Here is a 22,021-nt window from a genome sequence, read left to right as displayed (position 1 = left end):
TAATCTTGAAATATGGTTTTATTGTGTTAAGATGGCTTTATCGTGCTAGCATGCGGCCATGGCCAAAGCGTTGCATCACCCCGCTATGAAGGACATCACGCTCGACCAGGTGCTGCATGCCCTGGCCGACCCGATGCGGCGCAAGATTCTGTTCCGGCTCGCGGGCTGCGCGGGCATGAATTGCGGCACGGCCTGCGACGAGCTTCCGGCCTCGACCTTGTCTTTCCATTATCGCGTATTGCGCGAAGCGGGACTTATCCGTTCTAGGAAAAAGGGTGTCGAAGTCATCAGCATCGTCCGCAAGGCCGACATCGAGCGGCGCTTTCCCGGCCTGCTGCACAGCATCTTTCAGCATCACAAGGCGGCGCGCCCGAAAAAGAAAAAAGCCTAAGCGGGTATGTCGTTCGCTTTGTACGCCGTTCTGGATGCCGCCAAAAAAAACGCCTTACGAGATAGCGCGCATATTATAAAGCCGGCGCTGCATTCATCTGGTTTTTGGTGCCGCCATCTATCTCTTCCGCTCTCAGCGTCATATGCGCGATCATGGACGCGGAAGGTTCGAGCCATGCCAGCCCGCTGTCGCCGCGGCTGCTGTTGACGGCATCCGTCATATGGCTCACCGGCTCGACGCAGAAATATTCCGCGCCGGGGGGCGTGAAAACGACCGTAAAGCCGAGATTTTCCGACGGCTCGATAGCAAGGGCGATGCCGCGCCGGGGCCATTCGATCCGAAGCCCGCCCTCGCGGCCCGTATAGACCGTATCCACCGCGCGGCTGCCGATGGCCTGTCCGTCCCACCAATCGGCGGGATGCGCTTTTTCCTCCAGCGCTAACGGCAGGCAGTCGTCGCTGTTCTGCCATTCGCCACGATGGAGGCCGCGATAGAGCGTGCCGGGCGCGCGGAGAAAATAAGGATGAAAACCAAGACCTGCGGGCATCGGCGATTCAGCCAGATTCTGGAGCGCGAGCGTCATCGTCAGTCCCGCGGGCCGCAGGCTGAAAGACTGGACGGCCCGGTAGGGCCACGGCCATTCGCCGCCGGGATAGACATGCTCCAGCGCGGCGGAGCAGGCATCCTGGGATACGACTTGCCATTCCGTCAGCCAGCCGAATCCATGCAGCGGGTGAGGATGATCACTGTCCGGCATGTTGGGCGCGATCCCGACTTGGCGTCCGCTTGCCGCGAACCGTCCATGTGCGATCCGGTTGGAGAACGGAACCAGCGGAAAACAGGCCGTATCAACGATCGAAGGGCCGCATGTCGGACGCATCAGCGCTTCGCCGCGCCAGTCGAAGCGGGCGACCGAGCCGCCGCGCTCCGGATCCAGAACCAGCCGGTACTCGCCCGCTTCCAGTTCGAGCATCAGAACCGGTTGACCAGATTTTCCAGCCATTCCTGGCGGCCGGAAACCGGCTTCGGCGCGAGGCTGCCTTTCACGGCGGTATCCGCGATCTCGGCGAGCGACGTTCCGGGAGCGCGGATCGTCTGGCCGAGCTTGCCGCCCCAGCCCGCATAGCGTTCCTTGCGGAAGGCGTCGAGACGCCCGTCCTCGATGATCGCCGCCGCTTTCAGCAGGGCTTTCGCGATGATGTCGACGCCGCCGATATGGCCGTGAAATAAGTCAGCTGCGTCAATGCTTTGACGCCTGACTTTGGCGTCGAAGTTGAAGCCGCCGCTGGTGAAACCGCCCGCGCGGATGATTTCCAGCATGGCGAGGGTCAATTCCTCGACCGAATTGGGAAACTGGTCGGTGTCCCAGCCGTTCTGAGGGTCGCCCCGGTTGGCGTCGATCGAGCCGAAGATGCCAAGCGTGCGCGCCATGGCGATCTCATGTTCGAACGTATGGCCCGACAGCGTGGCGTGATTGGCTTCGATATTGACCTTGACCTCTTTTTCCAGTCCGAAGCGCTTGAGGAAGCCATAAACCGTCTGGGTGTCGAAATCGTACTGATGCTTCGTCGGCTCATGGGGTTTCGGCTCGATCAGGATCATGCCCTTGAAGCCGATCTTGTGCTTGTGCTCGACCACCAGCGAGAGGAACCGCCCGAAATTCTCCTGCTCGATGGCAAGCTCGGTGTTGAGAAGCGTGTCATATCCCTCGCGTCCGCCCCACAGCACGTAATTCGCGCCGCCGAGGCGGTGCGTGGCCTCGATACAGTCGCGCACCTGCATCGCCGCCCAGGCGAAGACTTCCGGATCGGGATTGGTCGACGCGCCCGCCATATAGCGCGGATGGCTGAACAGATTGGCCGTGCCCCACAGCAGTTTGCGGCGATGCTTGGATTGCAGAGCTTCCAGATGATCGACCGCTTCGGCAAAGCTGCGGCGGAACGCGGCCACGTCATTCGCGTCGGCCATTACGTCGACATCGTGGAAGCAATAGAAAGGCAGATCGAGTTTTTCGATGAAGGCCAGCGCGGCCTCGCGCTTGGCCTTGGCGCTCTCGGCGTCATTGGGCCCCGCGTGCCATGGACGGTTGAAGGTTCCGCCGCCGAAGACGTCGCTGCCCGGCCAGCAGAATGTATGCCAGAAGCATACCGCGAAGCGCAGGTGATCTTCCATGCTCTTGCCGAGCACGATCTTATCCTTGTCGTACCAGCGATAGGCGAGGTCTTCCTTCGCGTCCGGCCCCTGATAGCGGATGGTGTCGAACGAGGCGAAATAGTCAGCAGACATAGACTTTCCTTTCAGAGTTGACGAATAGCGGCATAAGCGGAGCGGAACCGGTTACGTTTCGGGGCGAGCTGTTCCGCGAGGACGGGATCAGGCTCTATGACATGACTGACGGGCGGGCGGGCGCAGACCGTGGCCGCGCTGTCGCCGGTGACAGCTATCTGCGCGAGCCGCGCGGCGCCCAGCGCCGGGCCGACATCGCCGCCTTCAAGATAGACAAGCGGCACGCCGAGCGCGGCGGCGAAAATCTTGCCCCAATGGAGCGAGCGAGCGCCGCCGCCGATGACGGACAGCGTCTCGACCCGCGTTCCGGCCTCGCGCAGCGCATCCAGCCCGTCCGCATGGGCGAAGGCGACGCCTTCCAGCACAGCGGTGGCGAGGCGGGCGGGGTCGGTCTCATGGCTCAGGCCAAGGAACGCGCCGCGCACATGCGGGTCGTTATGGGGGGTGCGTTCGCCGGAGAGATAGGGCAGGAACAATTCCGGCCCGGCGGCGGGGCCGCATTGCTCGGCCAAAGCGAGCAGGGGGACGTGCCCGTCTAGCCCCATCTGCCGCGCCGCCCAGTGCAGGCAGCAGGCAGCGGAAAGATGGACCGACATCTGGTGCCACATATTCGGCAGGGAGTGACAAAAAGCGTGAACCGCGCGCGCTGGATTGGGTCTGAAATCTTTCGTAGCGACAAAAATGACTCCTGACGTGCCGAGCGAAAGCGCCGCATCGCCATCGCTGATGACGCCGGTCCCCGCTGCGCCGGCGGCATTGTCGCCGCCACCCGCCGCGACCGGAACCTGCTGCATCCCCCAACGCGCGGCAATCTCAGGCCGGAGCGTGCCGGTGATGGCGGTGCCTTCATGCAAAGAGGGCATATGCGCCTCGGTCAGGCAGCAGGCGTCAAGCATCGTTTTGCTCCAGCGCCGCCCGGCGACGTCCAGCCACAGCGTTCCCGCGCTGTCGGCCATGTCCGAGGCCTTGTCGCCCGTCATGCATAGGCGCACATAATCCTTGGGCAGAAGGACGCTGCGGATACGCGCGAAAATAGCGGGTTCGTGCGCGCGCACCCATAACAGCTTCGGTGCGGTAAAGCCGGGCATGGCAATATTGCCGGTGATCGCGCGCGACTGCGGCGCCAGCCGTTCCAGCTCCTCGCATTCCGCAAAGCTGCGCCCGTCATTCCACAGGATCGCCGGACGCAGCGGTTTGTCGTCATCGCCGAGCAGGGTCGCGCCATGCATCTGGCCGGCCAGGCCGACGCCCTTGACGGTAGCGCGCAATTCGGGCGCGATGGCCAGAACCGCGGCTTCGGTCGCCGTCCACCAATCCCCGGCATCCTGCTCCGACCACAACTCCTGCGGGCGCGAAACGGACAGAGGCACAGTCGCCTGCCCAAGCACCGCCCCCGTAGCGGACACTATGACCGCCTTAACACCCGACGTTCCGATATCGATTCCGAGAAACATGACGAACCACTCTTAATAATTATATATACTGGAAACGGACGTTATCTCTCTGCGGGGGATTTGGGAAGCCCCTGCCTTAAAAAAGTCGATCATTGTCCAGGTAGGGCGCGAGCTTATCCCCGGCCCCGATAGGACGCGACGCCCTGTTCCGGCAGCCAGATACCCTTGGGCGGCGCTGCCGACTGCCAGAAGACATCGATCGGAATGCCGCCGCGCGGATACCAATAGCCGCCGACCCTGATCCAGCGCGGCTTCACGAGCACCATGATACGCTTGCCGATGCTCACAGTGCAATCCTCGTGGAACGCGCCGTGGCTGCGGAATGAGGCCAGATAAAACTTGAGCGATTTGCTCTCCAGCAGCCATTTCGCGGGCACATAATCGATGACCAGATGCGCGAAATCCGGCTGTCCGGTCACGGGGCACAGCGAGGTGAATTCCGGCGCGATGAAGCGCGCGACATAATTTGTATCGGCATGAGGGTTCGGCACGCGCTCAAGCAGCGCGGCCTCGGGCGCATGGGGGATCGCCGACGTGCGGCCCAGCAACGTGGTTTTTCCCGCCGGTTTCTTTCCGTTTTTCATGGGAGGAATTTATCGCCTAACCGGGCATGCGGCAATGGTTAATAATCCAGCAGCAAGGCGGCGTGATCGGAAAAAGGCTGCTGAATGACCTTGAGCGTAGCGCGGCGGGCTAGGCTCGCCGAACACAGGCAAAGATCGAGAACCAGTTTGCTGCGGTGGAATGTGAACGTATGCTCGGTTTCGAGATTCAGCACATGCAGATCGGTGCCGCCGAGCAGCGGCGACAATTCCGAAAATCCGTTGAGGATGTTAAAATCCGCCATGATGATAATCTCGCCGGCGGTTTCCTTGAGCAATCGGTTGATTTCGCGGAACTGCTTCTCCCGGACTTTGCGCTGCAGCGAAAAATGGGCGAAAAACAGCGTGATATCGCCGGGCAATGCGATCCGGTAGATCAGCCGCTTATTGCCGTGCGTGAAATAAAGCCGCTCATAGGGAAAAGACGTTTTCGCCAGGAAGGCATTGCATTTTCCGGCATGCAGCGGCATCCGCCCCAATAGGCTGCTCGCGCCGTATTTGTCGGCGATATCGTGAAAACGGTAATCCTCATCCATCAGAGGCGCGATCTGGTTGAAATAGCCGGAATGGAACGACCCCTTGTCGATCTCCACGAAACAGCACAGATCGGGATTTTCGCCGTCGATGATCGTCTTCAGCTGCGCCAGCGCATGCTTCTGAACGATGGGCGCGGTGTATATATGCCGGTCCAGCCGCGTGAGATGCTCCAGCAGAGTCCCGCCGATCCCTTTGGCATAGCCGATATTGCTGAACAGGATTTTCATCACAGCAGCTTTCTGAACGGACGCCCGAGACGGCCGATGATGCGATGCCACAATGGCTTGCGGCGCAGATATTCCCACGTCGCCTCGACGCAGCCATCCCTATCGTTTTGAAAATGCCGGGCCAGCTCGCCAATGAAAATCGCGTCGGTGGCGACGATATTGGCCTCGCGATTATGAAGGAGGCTTAAATAATCGAGATTGGTGCTGCCGACCGTCGCCCAGCGGTCGTCGATGACGGCATATTTGGCATGGAGCGTGCTTTTAGTATAAAGCAGGATGCGAATTCCGCGCCGCAGAAAATACGGAATATATGATTGAGCGATATGGCCGGCGAAAGATATGTCGGTTTCCTCCGCCATGATCACCGTAACCTGCACCCCTCGCCTCGCCGCCGCCCCCAGCCTTCTACGCAGCCGCAACGGCGGGAAGAAATATGGCGTCACCAGACTGATTTGGCGCTCCGCTCTTCGAATTTCCGACAGCAATTCCCGGTAAACCGGATTCATTCCCAAATGCGGCTCGCCCACGCCATAGCGCAGCAAGCCCTTGCCCTGCGAGGCGCATTTACGAACCAAGCTCTTTCCCTTCGCCGCCCAGTCCCACAGGCAGGCAAAGTCCCGCTTGACGTCATCGACGAGCCGTCCGGTGAAACGAACCTGCGTATCGCGCCACGGCCTCATGAATTCCGCAAGACATACGCCGCCCGTATAAGCGGCCTTCGAGTCGATGAGCATGGTTTTCGTATGGTTGCGGGGATACCAGGTCGAAGGCATGAAAATATTCCACCAGGCGATGGGATTGTAGAAAAATACCCTGCCGCCATGGCGGCGGATGGATTCTATGATGGGAGAATTCAGCACGCCGCGGCTGCCCACCGTGTCCAGCATCAGTGAAACCTTGACCCCCGCCTTCGCTTTTTCGGCGAAAATTTCGAGAAACCTATTACCGAGCGCGTCATTCGCCAGGATGTATTGTTCGAGTTCGATCGACTCCCCGGCGGCCAGGCAGTCGCGCTCCATCGCCGCCCAGGCATCCCCGGACGTCAGATAAAATTCGAGATGGGTGTCTTTGTCCCGGATCATAAGCGCGCCGCCCTCCGACCGCAGATCATATGGCGGGCGCATAAAATGCAAGATTAAAGATGGGAAAACATAAGGTTTTGATGATAGAAAATTCCATGATGAGGTTTCTTAAATTCGCCAAACGCCTGTTAATCGTCTGCGCGGTTGCGGTCACGCTGCTGCTCGCGCTGGCGATGCTATGGCCATGGAAGCCGTTCGTCGGCGGCAGGCTCGCGGCCATGCTTCAGGCCGGAGGCTTGCAGAATCCCCGGCTCACCGTGACGGACATGGGCCTGACGGGCATCGCTCTCAAAGATATCGCCTTCGGAGCGCAGGGCATCGCCGTCGCGGCGCGCGATCTGGCGCTGGAGGGGGCGCCCGGCGCGGATTACAGGCAGTGGCGCGGAAAGTGGCGGATCGCCGATATCGTTATCGAAGGGTTGGGATTGCCCATCGCGGTCTTAAATGGCGGCGGGACATTGACGGCGGACGCCGAGCGCCTCGCGCTGGACGGAAAACTGGCGAGCGCCGACCATGCATGGCAGGCGGAATTCAATGTCGATCAAATATTCGCCGCGCCCGAAAAGTCCCGCCTGAACATCGTCCGGGCGGCCATGCCATGGAATGGCGGCAAAGTGTCGGCGCATGACGTGGCGCTGCCGCTCGGCGGCCAGAAGCGCGACCTGACGATCGATCTTCAGGTCGAGAAAATATCGCTCGACGCGCTGCTCCAGCAATTGACCGGCAACCGGGCTTCCGCCCAAGGTCTGGTTTCCGGCGCGCTGCCGGTCACCTTGAAAGCCGATGGCGCGATCCTGGTCGATGAAGGAAAACTGCAAGCGATCCAGCCGGGAACCATCGCTATTGCCCCCGAGGTCATACCGGGCGACAACGAGCAAATCGCGCTGGTGCGCGACGTGCTCAAGGATCTGCATTATTCGTATCTGACCATCGGCATGAACAGCGACAAAGAGGGCAAGCTTTCGGCATTGCTGACGGTGGAAGGCAGCAACCCCGCCGTCGATAACGGACGGGCCGTGAAATTGAACGTGCATTTGACCGGCGATGTGCTAAGTTTCGTCCAGCAAAGCCTGATCCCTTTGTCTGATCCCGGAAAACTCATGCAGCAGGGTCGAAATGCGAAACCATAGCGCCTGTCTTCTTCTCGCCATGTTCGCGGCGGCGGCCTGCACGCCGACCGTGCAATTGCAAGCGCCGGAAAAGCCGATCGAAATCAATCTGAACATCAATATCGAGCATCACATCAAAGTGGAGATCGAAAAAGACGTGCAGGCGACGATCACCAAGAACAAAGACATCTTTTAGTTTTAGCGCGAGGCTTCCATGCAAAAACAGCTTTCGATTTTCCTGGTCATGATCGGCTTGCTGGCGGCGTCTCCCGCTTTCGCCCTCGATCTGCATCAAGCGCGCAGCACCGGCCTGATCGGCGAGAAAGCCGACGGCTATGTCGCGGCCTTAAAGCAAGACCCGGAAGTCAATGCGCTGGCCGCCGAAGTCAACGCCAAAAGACGGCAGGAATATGAGCGCATTTCCAAGGACAACGGCCAGCCCGCCGATGTCGTCGCCAAACTTGCCGCCGTGCAGGTTATCAAAGGGCTGGAGCCGGGCACGCGCTACCAAGGCTCCGACGGCAGCTGGAAAACGCGATAACGACTACTGATCGCGGCCCAGCAGTTTATCGCGCAGCGATTCATCGGCTTGCTCGCCCAGCCATACCCGGAAAAAAGCCGCGCTGAGATCGCTATCCTCGATCCGCATGATCTGCTTGCCATTGTAGAATAGCAGGGAGTCCTTGCCGGGAAGCGCCAGGCCGATGATCTCGTCGCCGTCGCTGACGGCAGGCAAAGTCTGGTTCATCGATTGCGTCCAGCGAACCAGCATGGCTTCGCTGGCGGTTTTCTGCTCGCGGATGCCGTCCATGACCCCGTCGACCAGCGTATCGCGAGAAAGGCTGCGCGCATAGGACAGCCGCAGAGCATAGGGCTTGGCGGCGTCCCAGGAACCGCCGGGGGCCCATAACGAAGCCCGGTAAACGGAGAATCCGAATTTGCGGTAGGTGCCGCTTCCTACTTTCGCCAAGGGAACGCCAGCCTGCGCATTGATCGCGGCGGGCAGATTATCGTTGTCGGGATTTTCAGCCATCACCGGCATAACCAACCATAGGCTTATCATGCCCACAAGAGCGAGCATGGTTAATGCGGAAAGAAACGTCGCGCCGTCGGCAACTTTCCGGGCAATGGCTTTTTGAAGGGGCATGGTCATGGCGGGGCACATCGCTTGATAAGATGTTTCAGGAAGGAATCCGAAGTGATTGGCATAAAGTTTCTATTGTTAAGAACCACATGAACCCCTACGAATAGAGCATCACAATTCGCCATGCTTGGGAAATAAATTATGAATGACACTATCGATGTAAAAGATAGCAACGGAACCAAGCTTGAAACGGGAGACTCCGTCCAGCTTATCAAGGATTTAAACGTAAAAGGCTCTTCCGTGACCCTCAAAAGAGGAACGGTTATCAAGAATATTCGCCTCACATCCAATGATGAAGAAGTTGAATGCCGTACGGAGAAAGTAAAAAACCTGGTGCTTAAGGCTTGCTTTCTGAAGAAAATATAGAGTTAAATGGATCGATAGACGGCAGTTCCACAGATATTCGGAACGCTCCACGATTCAGGAAAATAGATATGAAGCCCATAAATGCCTCTTTCGCCGCCGCCGCCGTTCTGGCGCTTAGCGCCTGCGGAATTGATACCCGTGACACCCGTGGCGGCATCCAGCAGGGACCGTCGGGAAGCACAGGCGTACCGAGCGGACCAGGCATACCGGCTGGCACGGGCACGATATATGGAACATCCCTCTTCCGGCAAGCCGAACCCTTCGGCGCGACGTGCGTCAGTTATGATTCCCTGACCTGCAAGAATATCGGCAGGGAGTTTGTGGCATGCGCGAATTCTTATGACGTCAATATCTACGGCGTCAATGACCAGAAGGCAGCCTGCACGAGGCCGACCGGACTTAATTTCATATGCGCTTCGCCGAATGACGTCTCCGGCACATGCGTCGCGCCGGTCGAATGCTATGACATCTATTATGGAACCTGGTACCGCGCCGGATGGCCTCAATCACAGACGCCGATTCCCAATTCGCCGCAGGAACGGGAATTGAGCGTGGTATCTTACTGCTATAATCAATCCTACGGCCTATAGATATCAGCCGACATTCCACGCGTCGGTTTCATCATATTTGGCGGGCAAAGTGACGACGGGAGGCGAATTGCACGTCCCCTCGACCGTGGTCGGAACCCAGGTCGCGACGCCGTCGATCATGGCGCACTCATATGTCGATTTATAGTGATTTTCGATCCTGACGGTGAAGGTGCCCCCCACCTCGACGCCGAGGGGCTGCAGTTCGCGGCCGCACACCGTGACGGCATGAACGCATAATTTATCGACCAAAGCGAAAACGGGAATACCACTGAATTGTTGCTCGATGCGCACGTCACCCGTGGAAGCATGGGCGGCGCCAAACGTAAGCAGAACCATGGCCGTGATGCCCAGTAACGGCCTCGCATTACATCTTTTGAACCAGCCTCTTTTCATGGCCGACTCGCACGCCTCCTTGCTTGACTATAACCCGCCCGGATTTAAGGAAGCGTTACGGAAAACCGGAAAAACTCTCTCTTTCGCAACGCAAAAACGCCTTAGACAAATCCCTCGGAAGTGTTTATGGATAAAAGAAATGGGAGAAGCACAATGATCTATATGGACTGGCTTGAATTCGACGCCGCCGAGGCGAACCGCATCGTGGCCGAAGTAAACGCCGCCGCGCCCTATCAGCTGCCGGTTGGAAAAACCAGGGTTCGCGCCGCCAGCATGTCTTGCTACGAGGACTATAAGCTCTATGGCATGGCCGACACCACATTGCCCGAGCCGAACGAGCGCTACATGCTCTATAAGCCGGACGACATCAATCTGATGAACTGGACCAACGAGCCGCTCTACCGCGTGAACGACAAGGCGCCGATCAAGCTCGACCGCAAGACCGTTATCCCCTACGCCAAGTTCTTTTTCCATTATGTTCGCGGCCAGCTCGGCCGCTTCATCATCGTCGAGAAGCCGGAGGAAGTCTCGTGGCTGCCGAACGCCACCGACGAGGAAAAGCAGAAGGTCAACGAGAAGCTCCTGCCCGTGACTTATAAAGGCATCGGACGCGACAATCTTTTCACGCTGACCGGAACCGTGGTGTTCAAGAACGCGCTGTTCCGCACCGACATCAAGATCGCGCCGATGGAAATGGACGTGTTCGACCAGGAACTCGACGAGAACGAGCATTTCACCATCGGCCAGATGAAGCTGACCAACGAGGAGCTTCTGCTCGAAGACCTCAACATCCCCATCGACCCGCCGCCGGGCGAGTTTGGGTAACAGCAATCTCGTTCTTTTAGGGGAGTTTGACTATGCGCGCGCTTCGCCAGCTTGTCTTTTTGCTGATTATTATTCTCCCCTTAAGTCTGCCGCCAGCCCATGCCGCGGACGCGCCGCTCGAAAAAATCACCGTCGCCCAATTCGGCAAGGAAAAATTCCTGCTCTACATGCCGCTCTATGTGGCGATGGAAGAAGGCATCTTCGCCAAGAACGGCCTCGACGTCGATTTGAAGTTCGCCGGCAATGACGACCAGATTTTCGCCGCCGTCATCGGCGGCTCGGCGCAGTTCGGCATGGGCGATCCGGTCTTCACCGCGATCTCCCACGACAAGGGCGGCCCCGGCAAAGTCGTCGCGATGATGATCACCAAGCTTCCGCTTGGCGGCGTGACCAACAAGGACAAAGTGCCGCGCATCGATAAACCGGAAGATTTGGGCGGCCTGCGGGTCAGCTCCTTTCCCGAACCCTCGACGACTTACACGATCCTGACCGAGCTTAAGCGCACGCATAATCTGGATTTGTCCATCGTTCAGGCGCCGTTCGGCGGCCAGATTCCGCTTTTGGAAACGGACAAGGTCGATATTGCCTTCGACATCGAGCCTACCGTCTCCGTCACCGAAGACAAAGGCTATCGCGTCGTGGCGAACCTCGCGGATTGGGCAGATCCGCAGGCCATCACCGGCGTCACGACGACGGAGGATTACATCAAATCTCATCCCGAGACGGTGCAGAAGGTCGTCGCCAGCCTGCAGCAGGCCGTCGACCTGATATATAGCAGCCCACAGACTTCATATGATGTCGGCAAAAAGCTTTATCCGAATCTTTCGGAGAAAGTCATCAAGGCCGCCGTGGACAGAATGTTGGCGATGGATATCTATCCGCGCTCGGTTTCCGTGGCTGGCGACCTCTGGCAGCGGTCGCTGAAAACCCGTCTCGACAGCGGCGAACTGAAGAAACCGCAAGCCACCGAAGTCGCGGTCGATAACAGCTTCGCGCTCAAGGCGCAAAAATAGTTTTCGCCCCCATCTCCATGCCGCCGTTACTGCACGCAAAAAACATAAGCAAAACATTCCGCGCGCATGACGGCCAAGCCGCGGCCATCCTCGACTCCATCACCCTTGCATTGAATCCTGGCGAAATCGTCTGTCTGCTCGGCGCGAGCGGCAGCGGCAAAACCACCTTGCTTCGCATCCTCGCGGGACAAGAAAAGGCGGACGGCGGAACAATCGAGGCCGAAATCGCCCGGCCCGGCACCGCGCTCGGCTATCTGGCGCAGAACGCGCGCCTTCTGCCCTGGCGTTCCGCCGCCGCCAATGTCGCGCTTGGGCCGGAACTTCTGGGCCGCGGCAAACGCGAAGCCCATGAGACTGCCACAGCCGCCCTTGCGCAAGTCGGCCTTAGCGATTATGCCGGTCATTCTCCGGCGCAGCTTTCGGGCGGCATGCGGCAGCGTGTGCTGCTGGCGCGCATGCTGGCGCTGCAGCCGCGCCTGCTGCTGCTCGACGAGCCGATGAGCAATCTCGACGTGCTGGCGCGGCGCGAGCTTGCCGATCTCGTCAAAACCTATGTGCGCGCGAACAAAGCCAGCGCGCTGGTCGTCACGCACTCGGTCGAGGAGGCGTGTTTCCTGGCCGACCGGATTCTGCTGATGACGCGCCAGCCCGCGCGCCTGTTCAAGGAATTGCGCCTGGCGGATAGCGGCGGCAACGGCGCGCTCGACCGCAACGAAGCGATGGACGAAATCATGCACGGATTGTGGCAGGCGCTTGGAAATATTGCCGGGAGCGCCGCATGAACCGGCTTCGGAATATCATCGTCCTGCTGTTGCCCGCCGCACTGTTCCTCGGCCTGTGGCAAGGCGCGGTCGCGGACGACAACCGGCTGCAGTTCCTGTTCGCTTCGCCCGCCGCCATCCTGGATATCGCCATCGAAGAACTCGGCCATGCGGAAATCTGGCGGCATATTTTGACGACGTTCGGCGAAGCGGCGCTGGGGCTGCTGTTCGGCACCGTCCTCGGCACGGGAGCGGGCCTTTTGCTGTGGGGCAACGGCAAGATCGATTTCATCACCCGGCCCTATCTCGCCTTCATCGGCGCGATCCCGATCTTCGCGCTCGCGCCGATCACTATTCTATGGTTCGGGATCGGCCTTCTGTCGAAAGCGGTGATGGCTGGCTTCGCGGTTTTTTTCGTATCCATGCTGCAAGCCTACGAGGGCGCGCACGCAGTCGCCAAGGATCATCTCGATTTCGCCAGAAGCATCGGCGCGGGCAATGGCCGCATCGCGGCAAAGATCATCATTCCCGGCGCGATCGGCTGGGTCGCGGCGGGCTATAAAATGAATGCGGGTTTCGCGCTGATGGGAGCTTTTATCGGCGAGTTCGTCAGCTCCGAGGCCGGGCTCGGCCACTATATCCTCAAAGCCACCGCGCTCTACGACATGCCGCGCGTGATGTTCGGGATTCTGCTTCTCGCTCTACTGGCGATGGCGATGACGGGCTGCGCGCGGCTGCTGCGCTTCAAACGCAAAAGCTAAACCACCGACTCGACCCACTGCTGCAATTGCGCCTTGGGCATGCCGCCGACCTTGGTGGCGGCAAGCTCGCCGCCCTTGAACAGCATCAGCGTCGGGATGCTGCGGATGCCGAATTTGCTGGCGGTCATGGGGTTGTCATCGACATTCAGCTTGGCGACCGTGATCTTGCCCTTCATGTCGGCGGCGAGTTCTTCGAGAACTGGGCCGATCTGCTTGCATGGGCCGCACCATTCCGCCCAGAAATCCACCAGCACCGGCTCGCCGGATTTCAGCACGTCCTGATCGAAACTGGCGTCGGTAATGGTCTTGGTTGACTGGCTCAAGGCGCTCTCCATGAAAGAAAAGTGACTATGTGATTATGCAGCTTATGCCGCTTCCAGGTCAAGCTGCGCCATGGCATCTTCGGGCACTTCCATGATCCTCGCCTGATAAGTCCAGAGCAGGAAACAGCGCGTTTTTTTTCCGGGATAAATTTGCTGCACCAGCGTTCTATAGGCCGCCATCTGCCGCCGGTAGGGCATGGGAATGCCGGATTCGTCGGCGGGCGGCGGGCGATTGGTTTTATAATCGACGATCCATATTTCGTCCCCCGCAAGAGCGAGCCGGTCGATTTGCCCACTCACGGTTGCATCGTCGATCATTCCGGCGATAGGCACTTCGGCGTAACTGCCCTCGGCGAATAATGGCGCATAAGCGGGATCGCCGATGATCCGCATGACCTCGGCAAGATGCGCGGCGCGATCCGCCGGATCGATGATGCCGCATTGCCGATCCAGGAATCTTTCCGCCGCCGATTCCCGCGCCGCTTCCGGCATGGCCGGAAGATATTGCAGCAGCCGGTGCAAAATCCGTCCGCGCGCGAAAGCGCCGCCCTGCGCGCCGCGCGCCGGACTGGCCGCCGCGCTGTCATCGGCTCCCAGCCGCGACGGGCTTAAATGGCGCGGCAAAGATTCAGCCGGCGCGGCGCGGCGCAGCCATTCGGGCAAGGGTGGCGCTTCGATTTTCGCGGCGATCTTTTGCCGGTCTTCTTCCGCCGCCGCGTTCGGATCGTCCATGACCACCAGCGGCGCATCGGGCGTTTCCGCCGCATCGGGCGCAAGCGCGCCCCGGATCAATTCATGCCAGTTGCCGCCCGGCGAAGCCTTCTTGCCGCGATGACCGAAAATATAAAGCCGGTCGCGCGCGCGGGTCAGCGCGACGTAAAGCAGCCGCCTGTATTCCGCCATCGCCGCGCCATGAGCGCGGGCGAGAAGCTCTTCGGCATGATCGTCGCGCTCGGCCTGCGCGCCGCCGATATAATAAGGAAGCTTGGTCTCGGCATCCCATTGCAATTTCGCGGCATCCAGCGTGCGCGGCGGCGCGCAGCTATCCGGCAGGATCACGATCGGCGCTTCCAGCCCCTTTGCGGCATGGACGGTCATGATCCGCACCTCTCCCGCGCCACGGCCGAGTTCGCGCTTGATCTCGCTTTCGTCGCGCCGCATCCGCTGCAGGAAATTCTGCAGCGACGGCGCATGTTCATGGCTGAAATCCTGCGCCCGGTTGAGCAGTTCATCGATGGGATCGAGAACATCCGCGCCAAGCCGCGCGGCCAGCGCCATATGCCCGGAAAGCGCCGCCGGACAAGGCATCTGCAGAATCCGCGCCAGAAAGGCGTAAGGCGTGATCCAGTCCGCGAGGCCCAAACATTCGGCCAGCCACGCGGCATAGCTTTGAATCTTGGGGTTTTCCGGCGCGGCGGCGCGCAGCGCCTGCCACAGGCTGCCCTCGCGCCCATGGCACAAGGATTCCAGCGTCGCTTCATCCATGCCGGTCAGCGGCCCGCGCAGCACGCAGGCGAGATTGAGATCGTCCTCCGGCGCGAGCGCGAACTGCATGACCGCGAGCAGATCGCGCACGCCGATCTGTTCTAGAAGTTTCATGCGATCGAGACCAGAAACGGGGATCGCGCGTTCCTTGAGCGCGCGCACCAGCGCCCATACCAATTCGTTGCGCCGCCGCACCAGAATCAGAATATCGCCCGGAGGAACGCCCTGCGCCTTCCATTCGCCGATCCGCGCGGCAATCCTGCCCGCGAGTTCGACATGCGAATCCTCGGCAAATTCATACGCCGTGCGCGGCGTCCACGCCTCGTCATCATCGCCGCTCTTCGCCGCCGCCAGCACCGGCCATAATTCGACATGGCCGGACGCTTCCTGACGCTCGGCGAAATGCTGGACAGCTTCGGCGCTCACCCCCGCTGCCGCCTGCCCGGAAAACACCCGGTCGACGGCGCGAAGAATGGCGGGCGCGGAACGGAACGAGACATTCAGCGCGATTTCCCGGAGCGCGGCGCGCTGCGAGAAATAATATCGCATCGCCTGGAACATGGCGGGATCGGCATGCTGAAAACTATAGATCGATTGTTTCTCGTCGCCGACGACGAACAAGGTGCGTTTTTTATCCTTCGCGCCCTTGCCCGCGAAAAATTCCTCGGTCAGCGCCTTGATGATCGCCCATTGCGCCGGGCTGGTGTCCTGCGCTTCGTCGATCATGATGTGATCGATGCCGCCATCGAGCTTCCACAGCACCCATTCCGCCTTGCCGGGCGCATGCAGCAGCGCGGCGGTCTTGTCGATCACGTCGTCGAAATCCAGCGCGGCGGCGCGGTCTTTGCGCCGCCTGTACTCCGCGAGTAGCGCGCCGCCGAGTGTCAGGATCGCGCCCGTCAGCTCGATGCGGCGCAGCGACTGGAGCCTTTGCCGCGCAACGTGAATGCGTTCCGCTTCGATGACGAGAGCTTCCTGAATATCGCCATGGTTTTCCGCCAGCTTGCCGGGAAGAAGTTTTTTTCTGATCTCACCCTTGTCGGTGAAGAAAAAAGAACAATAGACTTCGAAATTCGCGGCGCGTTCCTGCGGCGGCAAGCCGAACCACTCTTCCAGCCGCGCCGCCATGTCCAGGGCGGTTTTGCCGCCATTCTCGCGATATAACCCGATGACGCGCTTCAGCAGCGCAAGCGGCGCGGTTTCGCCGCCGCAAGCCTCACGTAAGACATCGTCGGCCGTCTGTTCCGGCGGCAGGCGCAGCTGGCCGCGTAGTGCCTGCTGCAAGCCGTCGATATTGCCGTAGCGCCGCATGGCGGCGTCGAGCTTGCCGCGCTCATGCAGCGCATGGCGCAGCAAGTCGGTGATCGCCTCGCTATCGAACGCGCCGACCAATGTGCGCCACGCCTGATGCAGCATCTCGTCTTGCGGCATGTTGGCCAGCACCTGCTCCAGCGACGCGTCGCGCATCGCCGCCGCGTCGCCTTCTTCCAGCAGCTTAAAGTGCGGCGCGATTCCCGCCTCGATCGGAAAGCGCGCCAGCACTTCCTGCGCGAAAGCGTGGAACGTCTTGATCCTTAAGCCGCCGGGACAATCGAGCGCGGCGGCGAACAGGCGGCGCGCGCGCGGGATCAGCCGGTCGATGGCCGCCTCGTCGGTATCGCCGGTCAGCGCGCCAAGCGCCTGAACCAATTCCTCCTCGCCGCAGATCGTCCAGTCGCCGAGCAGCCGCATCACCCGCTCCGCCATTTCCGCCGCCGCCGCGCGGGTATAGGTCAGGCAGAGAATATGCTGCGGCCCGTTTCCGGCCAGCAGCAGCCGCACGAAACGGTCGATCAGCACCTTGGTCTTGCCCGATCCCGCCGACGCCGAGACCCAGACGGAAACATCGGGATCGGAAGCCTCGATCTGGCGCTTCGTCGCCAGCGCCGCCAGTTGTTCCGCGCTATTGCTCATGCTTCGCCATCCCCCGCGGCCAGGCCCCATTCGTCGATCCGCCCGAGATCGCGGTAATCGTCATGGCCCGGCACATAGCGCGGCTGCGGCGTGACGAGATACGGCATCGCGGCATCGGCGAAGCTTCGCACCGTATCGTCCAGCATCGCGCGCGCCCGCGCCATAAGCTCCTCCGGCGCTTTGAGCAGCGCAATCTCGCCGCCGGATTCGCGCCCCGTCAGTTTCCAGTAAGCGAGCGCGGCGACATGGCGCGTTTGAATATCAGGAAACGCGCCATTCGCCGCCATCGCCGCCAGCAACGGCAATTGCGGCTCATAGCCTGCTTCGATTTCCCTGCCGGACGGCACGCGCCCGGTTTTATAGTCGATGATCGACGAGCCGCCGCTTTGCAGATCGATCCGGTCGGCGCGCCCGGTCAGCTCGTAACCCGCCCCGTCCAGAGTCCAGCGCATGACGCCTTCGGCTTCGGTGGCGAGAGGTTTCGCGTCCGCGCGGCGGCGATATTCCGTCTCGGCGAACCAGCGGGCGGAATTCTCGAATCTCGCCCACCACAGGGCGAAAGCGGCAGGCTGATCGCGCAGCAGCGCGAAAGCGCCCTCGCCTCGCCGCATCAGTTCCGTCGCCGCTTCCTCAGGTGGGGGAAAATCCCGCATATGATCGGCGATGAATTGTTGCAGCAAGCCGTGAATGACGATCCCGTGATCCGCGCCGCCGAAATCCGGATCGAGGTCGCCGAGCGGCTTGAGCCGCAAAACCCGCCTGGCGTAAAAACCATAGGGATTGCGCCGCCAATTACCGATTTCGGTGACGGAAAATCTTTTCGGGCGCAGTCCGGCGGGCGGTTTCGGGCAAGGCGGATTCATCGCCGCCACCGCTTGCGGCCTGTCCATTTTGCGCGCCCAATCGATCCATGGCTCGCGCGGCGGCGGCACGGACTCATGCCCGAGCGCCTTCAGCAGGGTTTCGAGCCGCAGCAGAAAGCGCGACGGCGCGGCGGGTTGCCCGCCCGCGCGGCGGGCGCGGGTGACGACGATCTCGCCCTGGCTGGCAAGCTGGACGAAATCATGCGCGGCCTGCCCCACATGCGCTTCCGGCTCCGGCAGGCCGAATTGGCGGCGCATCGGGCGCGACATGAAGGGATCGACGGCGGCGGCGCCAGGCCAGGAATCCTCATTCATGCCGCCGAGGATCACGAGATCGGCGCGGATCATGCGCGCCTCCAGCGGACCGAGAATGCTGAGGCGCGGATGCAGGCTGTATTTCGGCCTCACGCTTTGCGCCGCCAGCATCATATCGAACAGCGCGGCGTAATCGCCGCCCGGCAGCGTAAAGTCCCCGGCGGATACCGCGAGCTCATGCAATAGCGCTGCGGCGGCATCGCCGTCGTCATGCTTCCATAAGCGCGCCGCGCCGCTCTCATGGGCGTCGGCGGCAACGGCTTCCGCCGCGCCGATATGCGCCCCCAGCAATTCGGCAAGCGGAGCGGATTCGCCGCGCAGCAGCGCTGTCAGGGGATGCAAGGCGCGGTCGAGCCTGCCCAGTATTTCGGCGATGGCCTGGCGTTCTCCGGCATCGCCTTTCCAGTTCAATTCCTCCAGCGTCCGCGCGTGAATCTCCGGCGCGCCGCGCAGCCGCCTGCCGCGCCACAGCCGGTGTTCGGCGAGGCGCGCCAGATCGCGGCATGCCATCGTATCGTAGCCGAGCGCCGCCAAAGGATGTTTAAGCAAGGCGAGAAAATCCACGCCGCTGGCATCCGGTTCCGCCGCCGCCCGTATCAAGGACATAAAACCGCCGCAAGCAGTCGCCGCCAGGCTCCGTCCCGAGGAATCGTTGATCTCGATATCCCAGCGGCGCATCTGCGCCGCGACGCGCTCGGCAAGAAGGCGGTCGCGCGTCACCAGCGCCGCGGTGCGCTTCGGCGTCTCCAAAGCCGCACGCAGCATCAGCGCGATCGTGCGTGCCTCTTCCTCGGTGGTTTCGCATTCGCATAACGCCAGTCCGCCGAACGCATCGGAAGATATTGGTTTGTGGCCGGACTGCCGCCAGCTTGATGAACTTTCGGCGGGCGCGAGCGCGGCCTGCAACAACCCGGCGCGCGCCGCGTTATGGATACTGCCGCCGGACCATATTTCGACATGCCGCCTTTCGACGCTGATTTTTTCGAGCAACGATTTCATGCCGTGCTGCGGATGCGCCGCCGTTACGGCATCCCAGCTTTCGGCATCGCATTCCACATCGAGGCCGGGGAGAACGACCGCGCCCGGCGGCATATGCGCGACGACGCGCAACAGTTCAGCCGTGGCGGGAATAGACCCGGTCGATCCCGCCGCGATCACCGGAAAATCCGGCGGATGCGCCTCCCACAGCGCCGCCTGCCGTTCGAGCAAAAGATTGCGCCGCACGACGGGGTCGATCATGCCCGTCGCCGCCAGCATCGCGGGCCAGCGCTCGGTCACGACATGTAGAAAGCGCAGCACGTCCTGCCAATGTTCCGCAAGCTCGTCCGGCACGATTTTATCCAAGCCCGCGAAATCGAGCCCATGCGTCTGCGCTTCGTCAAGCAGCGCGGCGAGCGATCCCGCGAGCAGCCATGCGCCGTCGGCGGAAAGCGCGGCGTCGTGACGCCGCAGCTCTCCCGCCAAAAGAAACTGACGGCGCAGCGGCGCGACGGCGGGCGGAATATCCTGGCCGCCGATATTCGCCGCCGTTTCGGCGAATGTGAGCTCTTCGGGATCGAGATCGCCGAGCGGCTGCAAGCGCGGCAGCAGCATGGCCGCGCCGTTATTTTCCGCGATGAACGCCTCGCGCAGCGTGCGTCCCGCCCTGCGGGTCGGCAGCAGGATAAGATAATCGGCCAGCGGAACGCGCCGCGCCTGCGAATCCGCCAGCAGCCCGCCCGCCAGGCTGGCCGCGAAATCCGCTCCGGAAGGAATGGTAAAAATCCCGGTCAAGGTTTCAGGACCCATCCTTGTCCCGAACTCAGCAACTCATTGGCCCGGCGCAAATCCTCCGGCGTGCCGACGTGATAGCAGCCGCCGTCATGAACGCAGCCGTGGAGCCGCCCCGACGCCTCGGCGCGGTCGAACAGGATATTGTTGGAGAAAATCTCGGCTTCCACCGCCTGATAAAGCTGCGGCTTCACGATCTGCGCGCCGATAAAAACATGGCTGTAGGGAGGCTCATGATGATGCCGCCGCAATTGGCCGTCCGGCATGACATCGAAATCGCCCCGGACTTCCAATCCTGGCCCGCCGAAGCCGAGCGCGCGCTCCTTTTGCATGACCAGCAGCAGGATATCCTGCTTGGCGGCGTCCCAATACAGCCGCAGATTTTCGAGCGCGGGCAGCGCCGAATCCTGCCACGGCAGATCGGCGTTGACGACATAGACCGGATCGCTGCCGAGATATGGCAGCGCGTGCTTCACGCCGCCGCCGGTTTCCAGCGGTTCGGCCTCTCGCGAAACGATGATATCGGGATCGCGGCGCGCCAGATGTTCGGCGATCTGCTCGCCAAGATAACCTGCATTGACGACGATGCGCTCTACCCCCGCCTGCCGCAGCCGGTCGATGGCGTGATCGAGCATGGCCTTGCCGCCGACCGTCAGCAGAGGCTTCGGCGTCGTCGCCGTCAGGGGCATCATTCTCCTGCCATAGCCCGCCGCCAGCACGATGGCAGTATGGGGAATTTGCTTTTTGGAGGGCGTCGCAAATTTCGGCGCGAGCGGCGGAAAATAATCCGGCAGAAAATTTTTGAACCAGCCGCGCGCCGGGGCGAGTTCCGGCAGCGCCAGCAGCCGGCGCAAATGGCTATGCGAGCGTTCGAGAAATTCCGGCTTGTTCATCTTGTACAAGCGGGCGAAAATCCTCGCATGGCGCTGGGCGCTCATGACCGCGACCGAGGCCATGAATTCTTCCTTGTCCAGTTCCGGACGGAGCGCAAGATAATGCGCGACAATCTTGTTCCGCGCTTCCTCGGGAAGATCGCGGCGCACCTGTTCGGTCAGGGACGCGACGTCATAAGCGATAGGACCGATGCCCGCCAGCTCGAAATCGAGCAAGCCGACCGATTTCCATCCCGCGCGGGACGGCAAATCCATCAGATTGTCGGCGATGAAATCACGCAGCATCAGGCTTTGCGGCTGCGCCCCGACAGGCGCGAGAATCTTCGTCCATGCTTCGGCCAGAGCGGCGCGCGCGGCGGCGGGATCGGCATGGGGGAAATTCTCGATCAGCGGCGACAAAAGATCGATGAAGCGCGCGGTATCGTAGCGCGGCAAATCTCCGGCGTTTTCGGGAACCGCGAAGCGCCGCTGCACTTCCGCCAGCGCCTCTACCCCGCGCCGCAGCAAAGGCACGGCGTCCGCGCCGCCGTCGATCATGCGCCCGAAATTACGTTCGCCGAAATCTTCCAGCAGAAGAAACCCCTGCGCGGTATCGGCGGCATAAATCTCCGGCGCCGAAGCGCCGAGACCCCGCAAAATTCCTGCGACGCGGATAAAGCCAAAAAAATCCGCATTCGGCTCGGCCTGCATCAAAACCGCGCTTGCAAGCTCCTGTCCGGCGCGGGTCAAGCGCGCGTAACGCCGCGCCGACCAATCGGCGGGAAAAGGCCGCGCCTGGGCTTCCGGCCAACCATGTTCAGCGAGAAAAGCAGCTATGTTTTGGTTCATGATCCGTGAAGATAGCGGATCGCGTCCGGCTCCGCTACTGCCGCCTTCGC

At 61.2% G+C, this 22,021-nt stretch carries 22 protein-coding genes; 10 read left to right on the top strand and 12 right to left on the bottom strand.

The annotated features are described in order from the left end of the window. Window positions 1–58: 58 nt before the first annotated feature. Window positions 59–391, top strand: coding sequence for a helix-turn-helix domain-containing protein (locus WDO70_03435; protein MEJ0062262.1), 333 nt, complete (start codon window positions 59–61; stop codon window positions 389–391). A 73-nt stretch (window positions 392–464) separates the two neighbouring features. Here WDO70_03435 and WDO70_03430 read toward each other — a convergent pair whose 3' ends face one another. From WDO70_03430 to WDO70_03405, 6 genes are all read right to left on the bottom strand, one after another. After that, a complete protein-coding gene (locus tag WDO70_03430) occupies window positions 465–1,394 on the bottom strand; it encodes an aldose 1-epimerase (GenBank protein ID MEJ0062261.1) in 930 nt (309 codons plus the stop codon). Continuing rightward, window positions 1,364–2,677, bottom strand: a complete 1,314-nt coding sequence (gene xylA / locus WDO70_03425) for a xylose isomerase (protein ID MEJ0062260.1) — start codon at window positions 2,675–2,677, stop codon at window positions 1,364–1,366. The genes WDO70_03430 and xylA overlap by 31 nt, the downstream gene beginning before the upstream one ends. A gap of 11 nt (window positions 2,678–2,688) precedes the next feature. Then, the gene (gene xylB / locus WDO70_03420; GenBank protein MEJ0062259.1) at window positions 2,689–4,131 is read right to left on the bottom strand and encodes a xylulokinase; all 1,443 of its coding nucleotides are present in this window, start codon (window positions 4,129–4,131) and stop codon (window positions 2,689–2,691) included. Between the two features lie 113 nt (window positions 4,132–4,244). Further along, a complete protein-coding gene (gene queF, locus WDO70_03415) occupies window positions 4,245–4,715 on the bottom strand; it encodes a preQ(1) synthase (protein ID MEJ0062258.1) in 471 nt (156 codons plus the stop codon). Window positions 4,716–4,753: 38 nt separating this feature from the next. Continuing rightward, window positions 4,754–5,497 (bottom strand): endonuclease/exonuclease/phosphatase family protein, encoded by a 744-nt coding sequence (locus tag WDO70_03410; protein ID MEJ0062257.1) that lies wholly within the window; start codon window positions 5,495–5,497, stop codon window positions 4,754–4,756. Beyond that, window positions 5,497–6,579 carry a phosphatidylserine/phosphatidylglycerophosphate/cardiolipin synthase family protein gene (locus tag WDO70_03405; GenBank protein MEJ0062256.1) on the bottom strand — a complete coding sequence of 361 codons (1,083 nt, stop codon included), beginning with the start codon at window positions 6,577–6,579 and terminating at the stop codon, window positions 5,497–5,499. The genes WDO70_03410 and WDO70_03405 overlap by 1 nt, the downstream gene beginning before the upstream one ends. A 95-nt stretch (window positions 6,580–6,674) precedes the next feature. On the opposite strand from WDO70_03405, the gene WDO70_03400 reads away from it, so the two are divergent. The 3 genes from WDO70_03400 to WDO70_03390 are packed head-to-tail and all read left to right on the top strand — an operon-like array spanning window position 6,675 to window position 8,229. Continuing rightward, window positions 6,675–7,709, top strand: coding sequence for a YdbH domain-containing protein (locus tag WDO70_03400; GenBank protein ID MEJ0062255.1), 1,035 nt, complete (start codon window positions 6,675–6,677; stop codon window positions 7,707–7,709). Beyond that, on the top strand, window positions 7,696–7,884 hold the full coding sequence (locus WDO70_03395; GenBank protein ID MEJ0062254.1) for a YnbE family lipoprotein: 189 nt from the start codon (window positions 7,696–7,698) through the stop codon (window positions 7,882–7,884). Before WDO70_03400 ends, WDO70_03395 begins: the two co-directional genes overlap by 14 nt. 18 nt (window positions 7,885–7,902) lie before the next feature. Beyond that, entirely contained in the window at window positions 7,903–8,229 is a 327-nt protein-coding gene (locus WDO70_03390; protein MEJ0062253.1) for a YdbL family protein, read from the top strand. Between the two features lie 3 nt (window positions 8,230–8,232). Here WDO70_03390 and WDO70_03385 read toward each other — a convergent pair whose 3' ends face one another. Next, window positions 8,233–8,841, bottom strand: coding sequence for a chalcone isomerase family protein (locus WDO70_03385; GenBank protein ID MEJ0062252.1), 609 nt, complete (start codon window positions 8,839–8,841; stop codon window positions 8,233–8,235). A 132-nt stretch (window positions 8,842–8,973) separates the two neighbouring features. Between WDO70_03385 and WDO70_03380 the strand changes: the two genes are divergently transcribed. After that, window positions 8,974–9,198, top strand: a complete 225-nt coding sequence (locus WDO70_03380; protein ID MEJ0062251.1) for an alkylphosphonate utilization protein — start codon at window positions 8,974–8,976, stop codon at window positions 9,196–9,198. A gap of 68 nt (window positions 9,199–9,266) precedes the next feature. Then, window positions 9,267–9,788: a hypothetical protein gene (locus tag WDO70_03375; protein MEJ0062250.1), complete on the top strand. Its 522-nt coding sequence runs from the start codon at window positions 9,267–9,269 to the stop codon at window positions 9,786–9,788. Window positions 9,789–9,791: 3 nt separating this feature from the next. Here WDO70_03375 and WDO70_03370 read toward each other — a convergent pair whose 3' ends face one another. Next, window positions 9,792–10,124 (bottom strand): hypothetical protein, encoded by a 333-nt coding sequence (locus tag WDO70_03370; GenBank protein ID MEJ0062249.1) that lies wholly within the window; start codon window positions 10,122–10,124, stop codon window positions 9,792–9,794. A gap of 210 nt (window positions 10,125–10,334) precedes the next feature. Between WDO70_03370 and WDO70_03365 the strand changes: the two genes are divergently transcribed. From WDO70_03365 to WDO70_03350, 4 genes are read left to right on the top strand one after another with little or no spacing between them, the layout of a single operon-like run. Next, complete coding sequence (locus tag WDO70_03365) at window positions 10,335–11,006, top strand: hypothetical protein (protein MEJ0062248.1); 672 nt, start codon at window positions 10,335–10,337, stop codon at window positions 11,004–11,006. Window positions 11,007–11,038: 32 nt separating this feature from the next. Next, window positions 11,039–12,019, top strand: a complete 981-nt coding sequence (locus tag WDO70_03360) for an ABC transporter substrate-binding protein (GenBank protein ID MEJ0062247.1) — start codon at window positions 11,039–11,041, stop codon at window positions 12,017–12,019. A 17-nt stretch (window positions 12,020–12,036) separates the two neighbouring features. Further along, window positions 12,037–12,801, top strand: a complete 765-nt coding sequence (locus WDO70_03355; GenBank protein MEJ0062246.1) for an ATP-binding cassette domain-containing protein — start codon at window positions 12,037–12,039, stop codon at window positions 12,799–12,801. Then, on the top strand, window positions 12,798–13,541 hold the full coding sequence (locus tag WDO70_03350; protein MEJ0062245.1) for an ABC transporter permease: 744 nt from the start codon (window positions 12,798–12,800) through the stop codon (window positions 13,539–13,541). Before WDO70_03355 ends, WDO70_03350 begins: the two co-directional genes overlap by 4 nt. Here WDO70_03350 and trxA read toward each other — a convergent pair. From trxA to WDO70_03330, 4 genes are read right to left on the bottom strand one after another with little or no spacing between them, the layout of a single operon-like run. Beyond that, window positions 13,538–13,876 carry a thioredoxin TrxA gene (gene trxA / locus WDO70_03345; protein MEJ0062244.1) on the bottom strand — a complete coding sequence of 113 codons (339 nt, stop codon included), beginning with the start codon at window positions 13,874–13,876 and terminating at the stop codon, window positions 13,538–13,540. The two genes, WDO70_03350 and trxA, sit on opposite strands and share 4 nt — an antisense overlap. Window positions 13,877–13,906: 30 nt before the next feature. After that, a complete protein-coding gene (gene addA / locus WDO70_03340) occupies window positions 13,907–17,302 on the bottom strand; it encodes a double-strand break repair helicase AddA (protein MEJ0062243.1) in 3,396 nt (1,131 codons plus the stop codon). Continuing rightward, the gene (gene addB / locus WDO70_03335) at window positions 17,299–20,268 is read right to left on the bottom strand and encodes a double-strand break repair protein AddB (GenBank protein ID MEJ0062242.1); all 2,970 of its coding nucleotides are present in this window, start codon (window positions 20,266–20,268) and stop codon (window positions 17,299–17,301) included. The genes addA and addB overlap by 4 nt, the downstream gene beginning before the upstream one ends. Beyond that, the gene (locus WDO70_03330) at window positions 20,250–21,971 is read right to left on the bottom strand and encodes a phosphotransferase (GenBank protein ID MEJ0062241.1); all 1,722 of its coding nucleotides are present in this window, start codon (window positions 21,969–21,971) and stop codon (window positions 20,250–20,252) included. The genes addB and WDO70_03330 overlap by 19 nt, the downstream gene beginning before the upstream one ends. Window positions 21,972–22,021: the final 50 nt, after the last annotated feature.

The organism is Alphaproteobacteria bacterium, from assembly GCA_037200005.1.
Lineage (GTDB): Bacteria > Pseudomonadota > Alphaproteobacteria > UBA9219 > RFNS01 > JBBCGY01.
Note: the sequence above shows the minus strand (reverse complement) of the source record. Positions and strands in the feature narration are given on the sequence as shown.